Here is an 18,210-nt window from a genome sequence, read left to right on the forward strand (position 1 = left end):
GCGGACAACGCTTCCCACTCCAGATCCGACAGTTCATGACGACGCACCATGCGGCACATGATCCCCCATCAGAACCCTTTGAAGACAGTGCCTAGTGCCGGAACCCGGACGGGCGGGCCGGACGGGGCCGGTGGGCCGCCGTCCGGCCCGCCCGCGCCGTTCCGGCTGTTTCAATGGGTCACGTGATCGAATTCTTGGTGTTGGCCGTGGTGGCCGCCGGAACCGGCTGGCTCGTCCGCCGCAAGCACCGTGAGCGGCAGGCCGCAGGGAGCCCGGACGGCATCCCGTGCATGGCCCGGTACCCGGCCGGTGAGGGCCGCTGGCGCTCGGGCCGGGTGTACGCGGGCGGGGGCGGCGGGTCCCGCTGGGAGCCCCGGCGGGGCGGGGCCGTGGAGCTGTCGGGGGCCCGCTCCACCGGCGTGCGGGTGCCCACGGTGCGGGAGGGGATCTCCATCAACCCCGGCTCGCGGATCGTGGCCTGCGCCCTCGCGGACGGCGGGGAGATCGAGATCGCCGTCATGCCGCTGGACGTGCGGGAACTGCTGGAGGTCGTCCCCGAGTAGGCGCGGGGACGGTGCTCAGTCCCCGTACGTGAAGGGCAGCGGGTTGGTGAGGCGGCCGTCCGGGGTGGCGGCGGCCACGAGGACCTGCGCGGCGGTGGGCCAGGCCGGGGTGATCGCCAGGATGAGGCTGTCGCCGATCACGGCGACGGCCGTGGCGTCGACCCCGGTGAAGCAGCCGTCGGCGTCCAGGGTCCCGAAGACGACCCGGGTGTGGCCGGTGAGGCCGCTGCCCGCGAGGGAGACGGTGGTGCCTCCGCTGCGCGGGCCGATGTCCGGGGTGACCGAGACCAGCTGACCCTGCGGCGTCCCGGTGTCCGGGGGGCCGGGATGGCGGGTCCCGGGGGCCGCCGGGCAGCCGGCGGGTCCGTCCCCGGCGGCTGCGGCGGGCGGGGCCGCCCGGGCCGGGGCGAGGGCGAAGAGGGAGACGGCGGCGAGGAGGATCGCCGCCCGGCGGAGCGTACGCGTCACGACGGGGCCTTCCGGCGGAGGAGCGGCCCCGGAGCGGGGCCCGCCCCATCATGGGGAGCTCGCGGACCCCGAATCCAGGACAAACCCGCCCGTGTCGCCCCTTCCGGCTGTTCGGCGTCAGCTGTTGAGCTCCGCCAGGACCCGCAGGGTGTGCGGGTCCGGGGCGGTGACGAGCAGGTCGGTGACGGGGCCCTTGCGCCACAGCTCCAGACGTTCCGCGATCCGCTCGCGGGGGCCGACGAGGGAGATCTCGTCGGCGAAGGCGTCCGGGACGGCCAGCACCGCCTCTTCCTTGCGCCCGGCCAGGAACAGTTCCTGGATGCGCCGGGCCTCCTCCTCGTAGCCCATGCGCGCCATGAGGTCGGCGTGGAAGTTGCGGGCCGCGTGGCCCATGCCGCCGATGTAGAAGCCGAGCATGGCCTTGACCGGCAGCAGTCCCTCGGCGACGTCCTCGCAGACCCGGGCCCGGGCCATCGGCGCGATCATGAACTGTTCGGGGAGGTCGCCGAGGGAGCCCTGGTAGACGTCGGTGCGGGTGGGCGACCAGTAGAGCGGCAGCCAGCCGTCGGCGATCCGGGTGGTCTGGGCGATGTTCTTGGGGCCCTCGGCGCCCAGCAGCAGCGGGAGGTCCGCGCGCAGCGGGTGGGTGATGGGCTTCAGGGGTTTTCCGAGGCCGGTGCCGTCCGCGCCGCGGTACGGGTGGCTGTGGAAGCGGCCGTCGACGGCGACGGGGGCCTCGCGGCGCAGCACCTGGCGGATGACGTCGACGTACTCGCGGGTGGCGGTGAGCGGGCTCGACGGGAACGGGCGGCCGTACCAGCCCTCGACGACCTGGGGGCCGGACAGTCCGAGGCCCAGCATCATCCGGCCGCCGGAGAGGTGGTCCAGGGTGAGGGCGTGCATGGCGGTGGCGGTGGGGGTGCGGGCGGCCATCTGCGCGATCGCGGTGCCGAGGCGGATCCGGGAGGTGTGCGCGGCGATCCAGGTGAGGGGGGTGAAGGCGTCGGAGCCCCAGGCTTCGGCGGTCCACACGGAGTCGTAGCCGAGGCGTTCGGCTTCGACGGCGAGGTCGAGGTGGCCGGGTCCGGGCCCGCGGCCCCAGTACCCGAGTGCGAGTCCGAGGCGCATGGACGTCCCCTCAGCAGTGTCTGACGATGCGTCAGGTGACTGTAGGGCAACGGCCCCCCGCCCGGAAGGGCGGGGGGCCGTGAGGCTGTCCGTGCGGAGGGCTCAGCCGCGCTGGATGCCGGAGGTGTCGTTGAGGACGCCGCGGCGGCCGTCCTGGGTCTGCGCGATCAGCGTGGCCGGGCCGCGCTGGTCGACGGCCAGGTACCAGGTGCCGGGCGCGAGCTCGGCGATCGGGGCGGGGGAGCCGTCCTCACCGTAGAGGGGACGGGCCACCGGCACCGCGAACCAGAACGGCGTGAAGTCCGCCGCCGGGGCGGGGGCCGGCTGCTGGGCGGCGTGGTCCTGCGGGCCGGGCGCCGGGGTCTGGCCGCCGCCGTAGGGCGGGACGGGCTGCGGGGTGTTGCCGTAGGGCTGGGGCTGCTGCCCGCCCGGGTAGCCGTAGCCGGCGCCGGGCTGCGGCTGGCCGCCGTACGGCGGGACGGCGGCGGGACGGGGCTCCGGTACGAGCTTCCCGGCCAGGGCGGGGATCTTCGAACCGGCGATCGCGACGCCGGCCAGGGCCAGGGTCGCGAGGAACGCGATGATGCAGCCGGCGCCCAGGTCGGCGCCGTCCGGGCTGGTGATCAGGGACCACAGCGCGGACCAGGCCGCCGCGACGGCCAGGACGGTTCCCCACGCCGACAGCGGCAGGCCGGCGAGCTTGCGGCCCTCGGGCAGGAAGCGGCCGGCCACCAGCAGACCCGCGGCGATGAAGCCGGTCAGGAAGATGGAGGGCAGCGCCAGCCGGTAGACGTCGGTGTCCCACACGCTCGGGAGGTCCAGGCCGGTGGCGGAGTAGAAATCGAGGAACGAAGCGATGAACAGCAGCACCGCTGCTCCGATCACCACGCCGTCGCCTCGAGTGAGGGAGCGGATGTTCACGTCTCAGGTGTCCTTCTCGGTCTCGGTCGTCTCGTGGTGCCGCGGTCGCAGATCAGGGCTGGAGCGGGGCGGGCGGCACCATGGTACGGAGGTTTTCCGTGACCGGGCTGACCGGGGCGGCGGGCCGCCCTGATGGGACTACCCGCCGAGGAAGCCGACGATGCCGTCGGCGATGCCCTGCGCTGCCTTCTGTCGCCACTGCGGATTCGTGAGCAGTGCGGCGTCCTTGGCGTCACGCATGTTGCCGCATTCGATGAACACCTTGGGCTGTGTTGAGAGGTTCAGTCCGCCCAGATCGTCGCGGACGACCAAACCGGTACCGGATCCGAGGTAGTTCGCGGGGCCCGAACCGGTGGTCCGGGCGAAGTTGCTCGCGATGCGTTCGCCGAGCTGACGGGACGGCCCGACGATCTTCGCGGTGTCCGCGGATCCGCCCTTGACCTTGGCGGGGAGGATGACGTGGTAGCCGCGGCTGCCCTCGGAGACGCCGTCGGCGTGGACCGAGACGACCGCGTCGGCCTTGGCCCCGTTGCCGATGCGGGCCCGTTCGTCGATGCAGGGGCCCCACGGGCGTTCCGGCCCGGCCTCGTGGGTGAAGACCACCTTCAGCCCGCGTGCCTCCAGGACGGTCCGCAGCCTGCGGGACACGTCCATCGTGAACTCGGCTTCCATGTAGCCGGAGTTGGTGGTGGTGCCGGTCGTGTCGCACTCCTTGCGGTTGGTGCCGATGTCGACCTGGCGGTTGATCTCGCGGGAGTGCTGGAAGTTGCCCGTGTTGTGGCCCGGGTCGATGACCACGGTCCGGCCCGCGAGGGGGTTCGGGGCGGCCGCGGGAGTACTCGCGGACGCCGAGGCGGACGCGGAGGCGGAGGCCAGGGGGGAGGCCGGGGCGCTCGGGGAGGCGCTGGACTTCCCGTCGGCGTCCGCGTGGGCGGAGTGCGAGGCGGGCAGCGGCGCCACACGGGCCTGCGGCTCGCCGGGCCCCGCCCCCGCGAGCGCGTGGGTCAGTACCCAGCCGGCCAGGCAGGTCGGCGCGAGCACCGCCGCCGCGACCGCGAGGGTGGAGCGACGCGTGTACCAGGGCCGGTCCGGGCTGATCGAGGAGCCGGACTCGGGGGACGGGGGGCTGTTGTCGTAGCGCACCTCGCGATGCTAGAACGCCCGGACGCCCCACGGAGGGAGCGTGGGCCATTCGAGGGCGCGGTGCGCTTATCGGACAGGAGGCCCCGGGGGCGCGGCGGCCTAGATGCCGGTTCCGGTGCGGCGCAGGACGCGCAGGGAGTCCGTGACGGAGGTCTCCTCGAAGGCCCCCGAGGCCAGGGCGCGCAGGTAGATCCGGTACGGGGCCTGTCCGCCGTCGGCCGGGTCCGGGAACACGTCGTGGATGACGAGGAGACCGCCCACGGCGAGGTGCGGGGCCCAGCCCTCGTAGTCGGCGGTGGCGTGCTCGTCGGTGTGGCCGCCGTCGACGAAGACGAGGCCCAGCGGGCCGCCCCAGGCCGCGGCGGCCCGCGGGGAGCGGCCGACGATCGCGAGGACGTGGTCCTCCAGGCCGGCCTGGTGCAGGGTGCGGCGGAAGGTGGGCAGGGTGTCCATCAGCCCGACCTCCGGGTCCACCACCGTCGGGTCGTGGTACTCCCAGCCCGGCTGCTGCTCCTCGCTGCCCCGGTGGTGGTCGACGGTGATCGCGGTCACCCCGGCCTCGCGGGCGGCGTCGGCGAGCAGGATCGTGGAGCGCCCGCAGTACGTGCCGACCTCCAGGAGCGGCAGGCCCAGCGCCGCCGCCGCGGTCGCGGCCTCGTACAGGGCGAGGCCCTCGCCGAGGGGCATGAAGCCCTTGGCGGCCTCGAAGGCGGCGAGGGTCTCCGGCTTGGGGCTGGCCATGTCGTTCCTCCTGAGCTGCGGATGAGTGGCGGCCCATGCTGCCCTACCCGCTGGTAGGACACCACGGGCGGGGGGCCTGCCGTCCCGGCCGTCCTCCCTCGGCGTCCGAAGGGCCGGCCCGGGCCGGCGCCGCGTTCCGCCCGCCGTTCCTCCTCCAGCGTCCGCCGGAGACCGGCGCGGGTCTCCCGCGCCCCTGGGTCGCGCGTCGCGGTGGCGGGGCGTCCAACAACACGCGTATCTGACCTTCCGTCAGATTGGAACGTGTTCTAGTCTGCCGCGCATGGGCATCGGAATCACTGGGGAACAGCGGGAGTTGGCCGAAGCCGTGCGCGGCTGGGTGGCGCGGGCCGTGCCGCCCGAGGAGGTGCGCAAGCTCCTCGACACCCCGCCGCGGACCGGGGTGCGGCCCGCCTACTGGGACGGGCTGGCCGAGGCCGGGCTGCTGGCGCCGCACCTGGAGGGCGGGACGCTGCTGGACCTGGCCGTCGTGGTGGAGGAGGCCGCCCGGGCGGCGCTGCCCGGGGCGTTCCTGCCGAGCGCGCTGGCCTCCGTACTCCTGGACCGGGCCGGGGCCGAACCGCTCGACGGCCGGGTCGGGGCGGTCGCCCTCGGGCCCGGCAGCCTCACGGCCGTCGCCGTCGAAGGCGGCGGGTACCTGCTGGAGGGGGCCGCGCCGCCCGTGCTCGGAGCCGGGGAGGCCGACCTCGTCGTCCTGGCCGCCGAGACCGCCCACGGCAGCGTCTGGTTCGCCGTGGACGCCGCCGCGCTGGACGTCCGCACCCACGAGAGCGCGGACCCGACCCGCCCCACCGCCGAGGTGCGGGCACGCGGGACCGTCGTGCCGCCCGGCCGGCTGCTGGACCTGGACGCCGCCCTGGTCCGGGACCTGGCCTGCGCCCTCTTCGCCGCCGACGCCTGCGGCACCGCCGCCTGGGCCGTGCACACCGCCGCCGGGTACGCGAAGGTCCGCGAACAGTTCGGGCGGCCCATCGGACGCTTCCAGGGCGTCAAGCACCTGTGCGCCGACATGCTGGTCCGCCTGGAGCAGGCCCGCGCCCTCGCCTGGGACGCCGCGAACTGTGCGGCCGAACCCGACGCCGACCCCGAGGTGCGCACCCTCGTCGCGGCCCTCGCCGCCGGAACCGCCCTCGACGCCGCCTACTCCTGCGCCAAGGACTGCATCCAGGTCCTCGGCGGCATCGGCTTCACCTGGGAGCACGACGCCCACGTCTACCTGCGCCGGGCGCTCGTCGCCCGCCAGCTCCTCGGATCCGGCGACGGGCACCGGGTCCGCGCCGTGCGCTCCGCCGCCGCCGGCGCCCGGCGCGAACTGCGCCTGGAACTGCCGGCGAGCGCCGAGACCCACCGGGCGGCCGCCCGCGCCGTCATCGAGGACGTGCGCGGTCTCGACCCGGCCGCCGCCCGCCGGGTCCTGGCACCCACCGGGTACGCGGCCCCCTACCTGCCGCCGCCGTACGGGCTCGGCGCCGGGCCGGTCCAGCAGCTCGTCGTCCAGCAGGAACTGCGGGAGGCCGGGGTCCGCCTCGCCGACCTCGGGATCGCCACCTGGGTCGTGCCCTCGCTGCTCGCCTACGGCACCGACGCGCAGCGTGAGGCGTACGTCCTGCCGACCCTGCGCGGCGACGCGACCTGGTGCCAGCTCTTCTCCGAGCCGGAGGCCGGCTCCGACCTGGCCTCGCTGCGGACCCGGGCGGAACGGACCGGAAGCGGCACGTGGCGGATCAACGGGCAGAAGGTGTGGACGAGTTCCGCGCACACCGCCGACTACGGGATCCTGCTGGCCCGCACCGACCCGGACGCGCCGAAGCACAAGGGCCTCGGCTACTTCGTCGTCGACATGCGCAACACCCCCGGCATCGACGTCCGCCCGCTGAAGGAGATCACCGGCGAGGCCCTCTTCAACGAGGTCTGGTTCGACGACGCCGAACTCCCCGCGGACGCCCTGGTCGGCGCGGCCGACGGTGGCTGGAAGGTCGCCCGCAACACCCTGGGCAACGAACGCGTCCACATGGCCGACCAGATGACCTTCGACACCGGCCTCGAAGCGCTGATCGCCCGCTCCGCCGCCCTCGACGGGGCCTGCCGGGCGCGGATCGGCGCGCTGGCCGCCGAGGCGCACGCGCTGGCCTGCATCGCACTGCGGACCACCCTCCAGCAGGTGTCCGGACTGGAGCCGGGCGCGGGTGCCTCCGTACGCAAACTCCTCCAGACCCCGCACCAGCAGCGGACCGCCGAGCTCGCGCTCGAACTGCTGGGACCGGCGGGCGCCGTACGGGAGGGGGCGGGGGAGCGGGCGGTGCACGGGATGCTCATGTCCCGCTGCCTGACCATCGCCGGCGGCACCACCCAGGTCCAGCTCAACGTCGTCGCCGAGCGGATTCTCGGCCTCCCCAGGGACTGAAGGGACTGCACGGACATGAAGTCGTACATCGTGGGTGTCGGCATGACGAAGTTCGAGAAGCCGGAATCGCGGGACTGGCAGTACTGGGACATGGCCGAGGAGGCCGGGACGGCCGCGCTCGCGGACGCGGGCGTGGAGTACGGGCTGGTGGAGCAGGTGGCCGTCGGCTACTGCTTCCAGGCCTCCACCGCCGGCCAGCGGGCGGTGTACGAGCTGGGGCTGAGCGGGGTCCCGGTCTACAACGTCAACAACAACTGTGCGACGGGCTCGACGGCGCTGATGATGGCGCGGCAGTTCGTGGAGGGCGGGATCAGCGACTGCGTCCTCGCGCTCGGCTTCGAGAAGATGAAGCGCGGCGCGCTCGGCGGCGGCGCCGACGGCGGGGACTTCAAGACGTCCCCGGTGGCCCGGCACTACGGGATCATGGCCGCCGCGCACGGCTTCGAGATGTCCCCGCCCACCGCGCAGATCTTCGGGAACGCGGCCCGCGAGCACATGGAGCGGTACGGGACCACGCCCGAACAGCTCGCGGCGGTCGGCGCGAAGAACCACCGGCACTCCGCGAACAACCCGAACGCGCAGTTCCAGGACGTGTACACGGTCGAGGAGGTCCTCGCGGCGAAGGAGATCCACAAGCCCCTGACCAAGCTCCAGTGCTCGCCGACCTCGGACGGGGCGGCCGCCGCGCTGGTGGTGTCGGAACGCTTCGTCGTCCGGCACGGCCTCCACGACAAGGCGGTGGAGATCGCCGCGCAGGCGATGACCACGGACACCGGGGCCAGCTTCGGCGGCTCGTGCATCGACGTCGTCGGCAAGCCCATGACGGCCGCGGCGGCCCGCCAGGTGTACGGGGCCTCGGGGCTCGGCATCGAGGACGTCGACGTGATCGAGCTGCACGACTGCTTCTCCGTCAACGAACTCCTGACGTACGAGGCGCTCGGCATGTGCGCGGACGGGGCCTCCGGCAAGCTCGTCGAGAGCGGCGCCACCACCTACGGCGGACGCTGGGTGGTCAACCCCTCGGGCGGCCTGATCTCCAAGGGCCACCCGCTGGGGGCGACGGGCCTCGCGCAGGCGGCGGAACTGGTGTGGCAGCTGCGCGGCGAGGCCGGCGCCCGCCAGGTCCCCGGCGCGGGCGTGGGCCTGGCCCACAACATCGGGCTGGGCGGAGCCGCGGTGGTGACCCTGCTGCGGAGGTAGGCGCTTCCGGCGCCCGCGTGGCGCGCCCCGGGGAGGGGGCCGAGAATGGGAGGGCCGGACCACACCCCGGGGTGGTGCCCGCACCGGGTGACGGACGGGGCGGTTCCGGGGTTCCAGGGGGCTCCAGGGACTACAGGTGATGGCGCATGTGCCGATGGCTCGCGTATTCCGGAACGCCGATGTTGCTCGACACCATCCTGTACAAACCCGCGCACTCGCTGATCGATCAGAGCCTGCACTCGAAGCTGGGTGTGGAGACGACGAACGGTGACGGCTTCGGCGTCGGGTGGTACACGGAAACGGAGGAGACCGACACCCCGGCCGTACTGCGTGACATCGGCCCCGCGTGGAACAACCGCAACCTCCGGGAGATCGCGGACCACGTGCGTTCCCCGCTCTTCTTCGCGCACATCCGGGCGTCGACCGGCTCGGCCGTGCAGCAGACGAACTCGCACCCGTTCCGGCACGGACGCTGGATGTTCATGCACAACGGGGCCATCACCGGGTTCCACCTCATGCGCCGCGAGCTGTGCCTGCTCGTCGACCCGGAGCTGTTCGCCGAGATCGAGGGGACGACCGACTCCGAGGTGATGTTCTACCTGGCCCTCACCTTCGGGCTGGAGGAGGACCCGCCCGCCGCCGTCGCCAGGATGGCGGGCGTGGTGGAACGGGCCGGCCGCGCCCACGGCGTGGAGTCCCCGCTGCAGATGACGCTCGCCATCACCGACGGCGTCAGCGTGTGGGCGTTCCGCTATTCCAGCGCGCACACGTCCCGGTCGCTGTTCTACAGCAGCCGGGTCGACACGCTGCGCCGGCTGCACCCCGACGTGACCTTCCTCCAGGACGTCTCCGACGAGACCCGGCTCGTCGTGTCCGAGCCGCTCGGGGACCTGCCCGGCGCCTGGAACGAGGTGCCGGAGAGCAGCTACGGCCTCGTGCGGCCCGGGGCGGATGCGCTGTTCCCCTTCACCCCCGTGCCGGCGTAGTACGCAACCCGCGCGCCGGCGTAGTACGTACCGGGCTACGGCCCGGCCAGCGCCGGGTCGATCACCGTCTCGCCGCGCGAGGCGCGCCGCAGGGCGTCCGCCAGGTCCTCGACCGGACCGTCGCGCAGGACCAGCCCGGCCGCGCCCGCCGCGAGGACCGCGTCCAGCAGTCCCGGCCGGGCCGAGCCGGTCAGCACCAGGACCCGGCATTCCGGATCGTCCGCGAGCAGTTCGGTGACGGCGGCCGCGTCCTCGACCAGGGCCACCGCCGGGCGGGCCGTCAGGTCCCGTACGACCTCGATGTCCGGCTGGAGTCCGAGGTGCACGGCCAGGGCCGGGTTCGCCGGGTGCAGCAGCACGCGCAGGGAGCGGGCGGGGCGGTGCGCGGAGGGCATTTCGTCCACCCCGGAAGCGTAAGTCCAGGCCCCGGTCCGCAACCGCAACACGCCTGGGGGAAAGAGCATCTGACGTGAAGTCAGGAGTCTTCCCAACTGCTGGGGCGTGCGTTATACATTCCCTCACCGGTCCTAGAACGCGTTCTAGAACGCGTCTCGCGGGGCCGGTCCCGCATACGACCTCGGTGCGGCCGACGGTGCGGACGGCCGCACCGAGGTCTTCCAAGGGCCCCGACGGCCTCGGTTTCCAACGACAGGGAGCAGCAGCCTCATGCCGATCGATGCCGCCAGGGCCCTCGCCGCCGAACCCCGCCAGGGGGACATCGGCTGGGACCACAAGGACATCCAGCTCTACCACCTCGGCCTCGGCGCCGGCCTCCCGGCCACCGACCCGGACGAACTGCGCTACACCCTGGAGTCCAGGCTCCACGTGCTCCCCAGCTTCGCGACCGTCGCCGGCGCCGGCATGGCCATGCTCGGGGGCCTCGCCGCCCCCGGGATCGACGTGAACCTCGCCTCCGTCCTGCACGGCGGCCACTCCATCGAGCTGCACCGCCCGATCCCCGTCAAGGGCCGGGCCACCTCCACCTCCAAGGTCGCCGCCCTCTACGACAAGGGGAAGGCGGCCGTGATCGTGCTGCGCTCCGAGGTCGCGGACGCCGACGGCCCGCTGTGGACCAGCGACGCGCAGCTCTTCGTGCGCGGCGAGGGCGGGTTCGGCGGGGAGCGCGGCCCCTCCGTGCGCTCCGAACTGCCCGAGCGGGCCCCCGACCGGGTCGAGGAGCGGCACGTCCGGGAGGACCAGGCGCTGCTCTACCGGCTCTCCGGCGACTGGAACCCCCTGCACGCCGACCCCGAGTTCGCCAAACTGGCGGGCTTCGACCGGCCGATCCTGCACGGCCTGTGCTCGTACGGGATGACCCTCAAGGCCGTCGTCGACACCGTCCTCGGCGGCGACGTGTCCCGGGTCCGCGCCTACCGCACCCGCTTCGCCGGGATCGTCTTCCCCGGCGAGACGCTGCGCATCCGGACGTGGCAGGAGCCCGGCCGCGTCCTGGTCGCCGTGACCGCCGTCGAACGGGACGACGCGCCGGTCCTCGCCGACACCGTCGTCGAACACGCGTAACGCAGTCAGACCGACAGAAGGAGCCGCACCGTGCGCGCAGCACTGCAGAGCGAGATCGGCCAGGACAAGCTGGAGGTCGTCGACGACATGGAGGCCGTGGGCCTCGGTCCCGGCAAGGTGAGGATCCGCATCAAGGCCACCGGCCTGTGCCACTCCGACCTCTCCGCGATGAGCGGCGTCCTGCCCCAGCCCGCCCCCTTCGTCCCCGGCCACGAGGGCTCCGGGGTGATCGCCGACGTCGGCGACGGGGTCACCCACCTGAAGCAGGGCGACCGGGTCCTGGTCTGCTGGCTGCCGCCGTGCGGACACTGTCCCTCCTGCAAGCGCGGCCAGGGCCACCTCTGCCTGGAGAGCCTGGTCAACGCGGGCACCCCCAACTTCCGCCGGGCGGGCGGGGACATCTTCGGCTTCGCGGCGACCGGCACCTTCGCCGAGGAACTCGTCGTCGACGCCAAGTGCGCGGTACCGATCCCCGACGACGTGCCCTTCGACATCGCCGCCCTCATCGGCTGCGGCGTCACCACCGGCCTCGGCGCGGCCATCAACACCGCCAAGGTGGAGGCCGGCTCCTCGGTCGCCGTCATCGGCTGCGGCGGCGTCGGCATCTCCGTCATCCAGGGCGCCAAGGTGCAGGGCGCCGCGCAGGTCGTCGCCGTCGACCCGGTGGAGTCCCGGCGCGCGGCGGCGCTGCGCTTCGGGGCGACGGAGGCGGTCGCCCCGGACGCCTTCGACGACGCCAAGAACCGCATCACCGGCGGCGAGGGCTTCGACTACGTCTTCGAGGTCGTCGGCAAGTCCGCCACCGCGCAGACCGCGTACAAGATGACCCGGCGCGGCGGCAGCGTCGTCATCGTCGGCGCGGGCGCACTCGACGACACCTTCCAGATCGACATGTTCTCGCTGTTCTTCGACGAGAAGAAGATCCTGCCCTCGATGTACGGCGGCGGCGACGTCCTGCGCTCCTACGAACGCACCATCGCGCTCTGGCGGGCCGGCCGGGTGGACCTGGAGGGACTGATCACCCACCGGGTGCAGCTCGCCGAGATCAACGACGCCCTCGACCAGATGCGCACCGGCGTGGCCCTGCGCACCTGCATCGAACTCTGACCCGTTTCGAGAGGAACCGTACGGATGTCACTGCCACTTGAGGGACTCTCCGCCATCGTCACCGGCGCCGGCCGCGGACTCGGCCGGGCCGAGGCGGTCGAACTCGCCCGGCTGGGCGCGAGCGTGGTCGTCAACGACTTCGGGCAGAGCGGCCGCGACGGCTCCGGCGAGGCCTCCGCCGCCCCGGCGGAGGAGGTGGCCGAGGAGATCCGGGCCGCCGGCGGACAGGCGGTGGCGCACCTGGGCGACGTGGCCGACTTCGAGCAGGCGCGGGAGCTCGTGGAGCTGGCGGTGTCCCGCTTCGGCAAACTGGACGTCCTGGTCAACAACGCGGGCATCCTGCGCGACCGGATGGTCTTCTCGATGTCGGAGGAGGAGTGGGACTCGGTGATCCGCGTCCACCTCAAGGGCCACTTCAACACCACGCACTTCGCCTCGGCGCACTGGCGGGAGCGGTCCAAGGCGGCGGGCGGCCCGGTCTACGGACGGATCGTCAACACCTCCTCCGAGGCCTTCCTCGGCGGTTCGGCCGGCCAGCCGAACTACGCGGCGGCCAAGGGCGGCATCGTGGGTCTGACCACCTCGACCGCCCTGGCCCTCGCCAAGTACGGGGTCACGGCCAACGCCATCTGCCCGCGCGCCCGCACCCGGATGACCGAGGACGTCTTCGCCGGCTTCCAGGTCCCGGAGGAGGGCAAACTCGACGCGCTCGCCCCCGAGCACGTCTCCCCGCTCGTCGGCTACCTGGCCTCGCCCGCCTCGGCGAAGGCCAACGGGCAGCTGTTCGTGGTGCACGGCGGGATCGTGGCCGTGATGGACCGGCCCAGGGTGGCGGCCAAGTTCGACACCACCAAGGAGGCCTTCTCCTTCGAGGAGCTCGACGAGGTCCTCACCCCGCACTACGACTCCCGCCCGGCGAACGAGACCTTCGCCGCGACGGAGGTCCTGGGCCTCAAGCACGACTGACCGCCACGGAGGGAGACGGGGCGGCGGCCCGGGGCGGGGACCCCCGGGCCGCCGCCCCGGCGCGTGCTCGGTCAGTTCAGGAACGCGAGGGCGCTCCGCAGGTCGGCCGGGCCCCGGTAGTGCACACCGGTCATGCCGAGCGCCTCGGCCGCCTCCACGTTCTCCCGCCGGTCGTCCACGAACAGGCACCGGCCCGGCGCGGTCCCCGCCCGCTCGACCGCGATCTCGTAGATCTCCCGGTCCGGCTTGGCCACCCCCACCCGGGCGCTGCTGACGACGTGGTCGGCGAAACCGGACAGGCCCATCGTCTCCAGGTCGTCCTCCAGGTCCAGGGTCGCGTTGGTGACCAGGACCAGCGCGAGCCCCGCCGCCCGGGCCTCCCCCAGGGCGCTGAGCACCGCCCCGTCCGCCGAGAACGGGGCCTTGGCCATGGCCGTGGCCAGCTCCCGCGCCCGCTCCGCGGACAGGCCGTGCCCGTCGGCCATCGCCTCGGTGACGGACTCCACCCACTGGTCCGTGGTGATCCGGCCGACCATCAGCGGCCCGTCCCGTTCCGGTGCGAACGCCACCTTCCACGTGGTGCCCTCCGGCAGCCCCGCACGGTGTTCCAGCTCGGTCAGGCGCGTGGTGTCGTAGAAGCGGATCACGTTGTCGATGTCGCACAGCACCGCGTCGAAGGGCCGGGCCGTACCGCTGTCTTCGGAGATCGTCACCGTCCCTGCCTACCACGCCCCGGCAGCCCCGCTCAGTGCAGGGGTGCCTGCTGGAGCGGTACGGGCCGGGGGGCCGGGGCCGGGGCCGGCGCGGGGTCCAGCCGGACCGGCGGGGGCGGGGCCACGGGCTGGCTCAGGCTCATGACGCCGCAGGGGACCTCCGGGACGGCGTACGGGAGCCGCAGGCGGCCCTCCGGCGTCCACAGGCCCGTGCCCCCCAGCCAGCCCGCCGGGGCGCCGAGCCGGAACACGTGCCGGTCGGCCGGGCGCCACAGCGCGAGGCCGGCCTCACCCACGCGCAGCGCCACCCCGCAGGTCTCCGGCATCAGCGCCTGGCCGGGCTGGACCGCGAACGGGGTCGCCCCGCCCTCCAGCCGCAGGCACTCCGGGAAGCGGACCGGGCGGGCACTGCCCAGCACCCCCCAGCCGAGGCGCGGTTCGCCCGGGGCGTCCGAGCGGATCACCAACAGCCCGCTGTCCGGGGCCGCCAGCAGCAGCCGGTCGTCACTGTCCTCGGAGATCTGGAGCAGCGGGCTGACCCCGCCGCCGCCCAGGTCCACGGCGACGGCCTTGGTGCGGCCGTCCAGCTCGCGGTCCAGCGCCAGCAGCCGCCCCGTCCGGTCCAGCCACACGCCGCCCGAGCAGCGGCCCGGTACGTGGGAGACCCGCTGCGGTCCGGGACGGTTTCCGGCCACCTGCCATACGGTGCTGTCCTCGGGGCCCACGGCCAGCGCGTAGGCGGCGGCCCCGTCGGGGGAGGGGGGCAGCAGGGTGACCCGCAGGCCCGGCCGCGCGGCCAGCGAGCCCAGGACGAGCTCCCCGGTACGGGGGCCCGCCGCGGCGCCCGTCGGGTACAGCAGGGCGAACACGTGCCGGTCGGCCACCCGGCGGTGGATCAGCACCCGTCCGTCGGCCAGCGGCTGCACCTCGCTGTCGGCCTCCTCGGGCTGCGCGAGCGGCAACGGCACCGCGTACGGCTCCGGCCCGGCCAGCGTCCAGCGCTCCGGGTAGCGCGCCTCCCCCTCACCGGCCAGCCGTGCGGCGTAGGCGCCGTCGGCGGTGATCGTGAACGGGTCGGTCCTCGTGATCTCGATGGCGCAGACAGTCATCCGGGCCGTCACCTCCGCCGAGGAAGCTAGTTACGTAGCCCCTGCCGAACCACACGACGCAGCAGGCTTCACACGTACGGGTGGCCACCCGCCGATTCGCCGGTGGAAGACGTCCTGATTGTGCTGTTGCATATCGGGGCGTTTGGGGTACCGGCGCGGTCGGGTCCACGCGGCCGCCCCTTCCATCGGCGCGATCCTCGGACGAGACCCCGAGCCGAGCAGCCCGGGGAACCGGCCCGAACGCCCCGAGGGGACACGAGGAACGGGCGTTTTCGAGGACGCGGCGACCCGTGGGCCGGGCCGCGGACGCCCCGGAGACGAAGGAGCCCCCAAAAAAGGGGCGGTAGCCTTGGCCTGTGCCCCGTCTCTCTGAAGTCATCGCCGCGCTGGACGCTCTCTGGCCCCCCTCGCGGGCCGAGCAGTGGGACGCCGTCGGCACCGTCTGCGGCGACCCCGACGCCGAGGTGTCCCGCGTGCTGTTCGCCGTGGACCCGGTCCAGGAGATCGCCGACGAGGCGCTGAAGCTGGGCGCCGACCTGATCGTCACCCACCACCCCCTCTACCTGCGCGGGACCACGACCGTCGAGGCGGGCACCTTCAAGGGCCGTGTCGTGCACACGCTGATCAAGAACGACATCGCGCTGCACGTGGCCCACACCAACGCCGACACCGCCGACCCCGGCGTGTCCGACGCCCTCGCCGGCGCGCTCGACCTGCGCATCACCGGCCCGCTCGTGCCCGATCCCACCGACCCGGCGGGCCGCCGCGGTCTCGGCCGGATCTGCGAGCTGGACCACCCCGAGACCCTGCGCGAGTTCGCCGCCCGCGCCGCCGCCCGGCTGCCGCACACCGCGCAGGGCATCCGCACGGCCGGCGACCCCGACGCCGTCATCCGTACCGTCGCGGTCAGCGGCGGCTCCGGCGACAGCCTCTTCGCACAGGTCCGCGCCGCCGGCGTGGACGCCTTCCTCACCGCGGACCTGCGCCACCACCCGGTGTCCGAGGCCCGCGAGCAGAGCCCGCTCGCGCTCGTCGACGCCGCCCACTGGGCCACCGAGTGGCCCTGGTGCGAGCAGGCCGCCGCCCAGCTCGACGCGATTTCCGAGCGCCACGGATGGGGTCTGCGGACCCACGTCTCGCGCGCGGTCACCGACCCCTGGACGGCGCACGCGCCGTCCGTCACACCCCCTTCTCACACAGGAGCCCCCAACTGAACGCCGAGCCCGCCGACCAGATCCGACTTCTCGACGTCCAGGCCCTGGACGTGCGGCTGTCTCAGCTCGCCCACAAGCGCAAGTCGCTGCCCGAGCACGCCGAGGTCGACTCCCTGACCAAGGACCTCAGCCAGCAGCGCGACCTGCTCGTCGCCGCGCAGACCCAGGCCAGCGACGCCGCCCGCGAGCAGACCAAGGCGGAGCAGGACGTCGACCAGGTGCGCCAGCGGGCCGCCCGCGACCAGCAGCGCCTCGACACCGGCGTCGGCATCTCGGCCCGCGACCTGGCCAACCTCCAGAGCGAGGTCGTCTCCCTCGCCAAGCGGCAGGGTGACCTGGAGGACGTCGTCCTGGAGGTCATGGAGCGCCTGGAGGCCGCGCAGGAGCGCGTCACCGGCCTGACCGAGCGCGTCGCCGCCCTGGAGACGAAGCTGACCGACGCCACCGCGCGCCGCGACGCCGCCACCGGCGAGCTCGACGACGAGGCCGCCCGCATCGCCAAGGACCGCGAGGTCATCGTCGGCTCCATGCCGGCCGACCTGATGGCCCTGTACGAGAAGATCCGCGTCAAGCAGGGCGGGGTCGGCGCCGCGCGCCTGTACCAGCGCCGCTGCGAGGGCTGCCGGCTGGAGCTCGACATGGCCGAGGTCAACGAGATCAAGGCCGCGGCCCGCAACCAGGTCGTCCGCCACGAGAACTGCGGCCGCATCCTGGTCCGTGCGGCGGACTCGGGCATCTGATGCCGCGTTTCGTCGTGGAGGCGGACGGCGGATCCCGGGGGAACCCGGGGCCCGCCGGCTACGGCGCGGTCGTCCTGGACCCGGCGACCGGTGAGACGCTCGCCGAGCGCGCCGAGTTCATCGGCGTCGCGACGAACAACGTCGCCGAGTACAAGGGCCTCATCGCGGGCCTGAAGGCGGCGGCCGAACTGGCGCCCGACGCGACGGTCCGGGTCCGGATGGACTCCAAGCTGGTCGTGGAGCAGATGTCCGGCCGCTGGAAGATCAAGCACCCGGACATGAAGCCCCTCGCCGCGGAAGCGGCGAAGGTCCTGCCGCGCGCGCAGGTCACCTACGAGTGGATCCCGCGCGAGCGCAACAAGCACGCGGACCGGCTCGCGAACGAGGCGATGGACGCGGGCAAGCGCGGCGAGCGCTGGGAGCCCTCCGCGTCCACCGCCGTGTTCACCGCCCCCTCCGGGCCCCCCGGCGACGCGGTGAAGGGCGCGGCGGCCGTCCGCGCGGCGCTGGCCGTCGCCTCCGGCGGCGCCGCGAACACCCGCGACGCCGCGGCACCCGCCGCGGCGCCGGAGTCCACGAAGACCGCCGCAGGGACCGGCTGGGGTCCCGACATGGGGGCGCCCGCCACCTTCGTGCTGCTGCGGCACGGTGAGACCGCCCTCACCCCGCAGAAGCGCTTCTCCGGCAGCGGCGGCACCGACCCCGAGCTGTCCCCGGCCGGCCGGCGCCAGGCCGAGGCCGTCGCCGCCGCGCTGGCCGCGCGGGGCACCGTACAGGCCGTCGTCAGCTCCCCCCTGCGCCGCTGCCGGGAAACCGCGCAGGCCGTCGCGGACCGCCTCGGGCTCCCCGTCACGGTCGAGGAAGGGCTGCGCGAGACGGACTTCGGCGCCTGGGAGGGGCTGACCTTCGCCGAGGTGCGGGAGCGGTTCCCGGACGACCTCCAGGCGTGGCTGGACTCTCCGAAGGCGGCCCCCACGGGCGGCGGCGAGAGCTTCGCGGCCGTCACCCGCCGGGTCTCCGCCGCCCGCGACCGGCTCCTGTCGGCCCACGCGGGCCGTACCGTCCTGCTGGTCACGCACGTGACCCCGGTCAAGACGCTGGTCCGGCTCGCCCTGGGCGCCCCGCCGGAGGCGCTGTTCAAGATGGAGCTCTCCGCGGCCTCCCTGTCGGCGGTGGCCTACTACGCCGACGGCAACGCCTCCGTCCGCCTCCTGAACGACACCGCGCACCTGCGCTGAGCGCCGGTCCCCGCGAAAGACGAGAACCCC

The 18,210-nt window shown here is 73.9% G+C and carries 18 protein-coding genes; 10 read left to right on the top strand and 8 right to left on the bottom strand.

The window, feature by feature from the left end; genetic code table 11:
- Positions 1-182: 182 nt before the first annotated feature.
- The gene (locus ABZZ17_RS18770) at positions 183-563 is read left to right on the top strand and encodes a hypothetical protein (protein ID WP_356877349.1); all 381 of its coding nucleotides are present in this window, start codon (positions 183-185) and stop codon (positions 561-563) included.
- 15 nt (positions 564-578) lie between these two features.
- Here the strand turns inward: ABZZ17_RS18770 and ABZZ17_RS18775 are convergent, their stop codons facing one another.
- The 5 genes from ABZZ17_RS18775 to ABZZ17_RS18795 form a co-directional block, all read right to left on the bottom strand.
- Complete coding sequence (locus ABZZ17_RS18775; protein ID WP_356877351.1) at positions 579-1,031, bottom strand: IPT/TIG domain-containing protein; 453 nt, start codon at positions 1,029-1,031, stop codon at positions 579-581.
- Between the two features lie 117 nt (positions 1,032-1,148).
- Positions 1,149-2,159: an LLM class F420-dependent oxidoreductase gene (locus ABZZ17_RS18780; RefSeq protein ID WP_356877353.1), complete on the bottom strand. Its 1,011-nt coding sequence runs from the start codon at positions 2,157-2,159 to the stop codon at positions 1,149-1,151.
- A 102-nt stretch (positions 2,160-2,261) separates the two neighbouring features.
- Positions 2,262-3,080, bottom strand: a complete 819-nt coding sequence (locus ABZZ17_RS18785) for a DUF5336 domain-containing protein (RefSeq protein ID WP_356877355.1) — start codon at positions 3,078-3,080, stop codon at positions 2,262-2,264.
- A 138-nt stretch (positions 3,081-3,218) separates the two neighbouring features.
- Entirely contained in the window at positions 3,219-4,223 is a 1,005-nt protein-coding gene (locus ABZZ17_RS18790) for an N-acetylmuramoyl-L-alanine amidase (protein WP_356877357.1), read from the bottom strand.
- A 99-nt stretch (positions 4,224-4,322) separates the two neighbouring features.
- Positions 4,323-4,964, bottom strand: coding sequence for a class I SAM-dependent methyltransferase (locus tag ABZZ17_RS18795; RefSeq protein ID WP_356877359.1), 642 nt, complete (start codon positions 4,962-4,964; stop codon positions 4,323-4,325).
- Between the two features lie 280 nt (positions 4,965-5,244).
- Between ABZZ17_RS18795 and ABZZ17_RS18800 the strand changes: the two genes are divergently transcribed.
- The 3 genes from ABZZ17_RS18800 (at position 5,245) to ABZZ17_RS18810 (ending at position 9,572) form a co-directional block, all read left to right on the top strand.
- Positions 5,245-7,386, top strand: a complete 2,142-nt coding sequence (locus ABZZ17_RS18800; RefSeq protein WP_356877361.1) for an acyl-CoA dehydrogenase family protein — start codon at positions 5,245-5,247, stop codon at positions 7,384-7,386.
- A 15-nt stretch (positions 7,387-7,401) separates the two neighbouring features.
- A complete protein-coding gene (locus ABZZ17_RS18805; protein WP_356877363.1) occupies positions 7,402-8,586 on the top strand; it encodes a lipid-transfer protein in 1,185 nt (394 codons plus the stop codon).
- Positions 8,587-8,732: 146 nt separating this feature from the next.
- Positions 8,733-9,572, top strand: a complete 840-nt coding sequence (locus ABZZ17_RS18810) for a class II glutamine amidotransferase (protein WP_356877365.1) — start codon at positions 8,733-8,735, stop codon at positions 9,570-9,572.
- A gap of 35 nt (positions 9,573-9,607) precedes the next feature.
- Here ABZZ17_RS18810 and ABZZ17_RS18815 read toward each other — a convergent pair whose 3' ends face one another.
- A complete protein-coding gene (locus ABZZ17_RS18815) occupies positions 9,608-9,967 on the bottom strand; it encodes a DNA-binding response regulator (protein WP_356877496.1) in 360 nt (119 codons plus the stop codon).
- Between the two features lie 271 nt (positions 9,968-10,238).
- On the opposite strand from ABZZ17_RS18815, the gene ABZZ17_RS18820 reads away from it, so the two are divergent.
- From ABZZ17_RS18820 to ABZZ17_RS18830, 3 genes are read left to right on the top strand one after another with little or no spacing between them, the layout of a single operon-like run.
- Positions 10,239-11,093 carry a MaoC/PaaZ C-terminal domain-containing protein gene (locus tag ABZZ17_RS18820; protein WP_356877367.1) on the top strand — a complete coding sequence of 285 codons (855 nt, stop codon included), beginning with the start codon at positions 10,239-10,241 and terminating at the stop codon, positions 11,091-11,093.
- A 30-nt stretch (positions 11,094-11,123) separates the two neighbouring features.
- Positions 11,124-12,200 carry a Zn-dependent alcohol dehydrogenase gene (locus ABZZ17_RS18825; RefSeq protein ID WP_356877369.1) on the top strand — a complete coding sequence of 359 codons (1,077 nt, stop codon included), beginning with the start codon at positions 11,124-11,126 and terminating at the stop codon, positions 12,198-12,200.
- Positions 12,201-12,224: 24 nt separating this feature from the next.
- On the top strand, positions 12,225-13,166 hold the full coding sequence (locus tag ABZZ17_RS18830; RefSeq protein WP_356877371.1) for a 3-oxoacyl-ACP reductase: 942 nt from the start codon (positions 12,225-12,227) through the stop codon (positions 13,164-13,166).
- Positions 13,167-13,237: 71 nt separating this feature from the next.
- Here the strand turns inward: ABZZ17_RS18830 and ABZZ17_RS18835 are convergent, their stop codons facing one another.
- Both ABZZ17_RS18835 and ABZZ17_RS18840 read right to left on the bottom strand, forming a co-directional pair.
- A complete protein-coding gene (locus ABZZ17_RS18835; RefSeq protein ID WP_356877373.1) occupies positions 13,238-13,879 on the bottom strand; it encodes an HAD family phosphatase in 642 nt (213 codons plus the stop codon).
- A gap of 32 nt (positions 13,880-13,911) precedes the next feature.
- Positions 13,912-14,988, bottom strand: coding sequence for a hypothetical protein (locus ABZZ17_RS18840; RefSeq protein ID WP_356877375.1), 1,077 nt, complete (start codon positions 14,986-14,988; stop codon positions 13,912-13,914).
- A gap of 356 nt (positions 14,989-15,344) precedes the next feature.
- Between ABZZ17_RS18840 and ABZZ17_RS18845 the strand changes: the two genes are divergently transcribed.
- Genes ABZZ17_RS18845 through ABZZ17_RS18855 form a run of 3 tightly spaced genes read left to right on the top strand, consistent with a single transcriptional unit; the run spans position 15,345 to position 18,180 of the window.
- Entirely contained in the window at positions 15,345-16,202 is an 858-nt protein-coding gene (locus ABZZ17_RS18845; protein WP_356877377.1) for a Nif3-like dinuclear metal center hexameric protein, read from the top strand.
- Positions 16,199-16,942, top strand: a complete 744-nt coding sequence (locus ABZZ17_RS18850) for a C4-type zinc ribbon domain-containing protein (protein WP_356877497.1) — start codon at positions 16,199-16,201, stop codon at positions 16,940-16,942. Before ABZZ17_RS18845 ends, ABZZ17_RS18850 begins: the two co-directional genes overlap by 4 nt.
- Positions 16,942-18,180, top strand: coding sequence for a bifunctional RNase H/acid phosphatase (locus ABZZ17_RS18855; RefSeq protein ID WP_356877379.1), 1,239 nt, complete (start codon positions 16,942-16,944; stop codon positions 18,178-18,180). The genes ABZZ17_RS18850 and ABZZ17_RS18855 overlap by 1 nt, the downstream gene beginning before the upstream one ends.
- The last annotated feature ends 30 nt before the right edge of the window (positions 18,181-18,210 follow it).

This window comes from Streptomyces sp. NPDC006512, from assembly GCF_040611935.1.
GTDB lineage: Bacteria > Actinomycetota > Actinomycetes > Streptomycetales > Streptomycetaceae > Streptomyces.

Excerpts from the sequence above, each read along its gene's own strand:
- ABZZ17_RS18815 (WP_356877496.1), bottom strand. The coding sequence starts at position 9,967 with ATGCCCTCCGCGCACCGCCCCGCCCGCTCCCTGCGCGTGCTGCTGCAC.
- ABZZ17_RS18795 (WP_356877359.1), bottom strand. The coding sequence starts at position 4,964 with ATGGCCAGCCCCAAGCCGGAGACCCTCGCCGCCTTCGAGGCCGCCAAG.
- ABZZ17_RS18840 (WP_356877375.1), bottom strand. The coding sequence starts at position 14,988 with ATGACTGTCTGCGCCATCGAGATCACGAGGACCGACCCGTTCACGATC.
- ABZZ17_RS18855 (WP_356877379.1), top strand. The coding sequence starts at position 16,942 with ATGCCGCGTTTCGTCGTGGAGGCGGACGGCGGATCCCGGGGGAACCCG.
- ABZZ17_RS18810 (WP_356877365.1), top strand. The coding sequence starts at position 8,733 with ATGTGCCGATGGCTCGCGTATTCCGGAACGCCGATGTTGCTCGACACC.
- ABZZ17_RS18780 (WP_356877353.1), bottom strand. The coding sequence starts at position 2,159 with ATGCGCCTCGGACTCGCACTCGGGTACTGGGGCCGCGGGCCCGGACCC.
- ABZZ17_RS18805 (WP_356877363.1), top strand. The coding sequence starts at position 7,402 with ATGAAGTCGTACATCGTGGGTGTCGGCATGACGAAGTTCGAGAAGCCG.
- ABZZ17_RS18800 (WP_356877361.1), top strand. The coding sequence starts at position 5,245 with ATGGGCATCGGAATCACTGGGGAACAGCGGGAGTTGGCCGAAGCCGTG.
- ABZZ17_RS18820 (WP_356877367.1), top strand. The coding sequence starts at position 10,239 with ATGCCGATCGATGCCGCCAGGGCCCTCGCCGCCGAACCCCGCCAGGGG.
- ABZZ17_RS18830 (WP_356877371.1), top strand. The coding sequence starts at position 12,225 with ATGTCACTGCCACTTGAGGGACTCTCCGCCATCGTCACCGGCGCCGGC.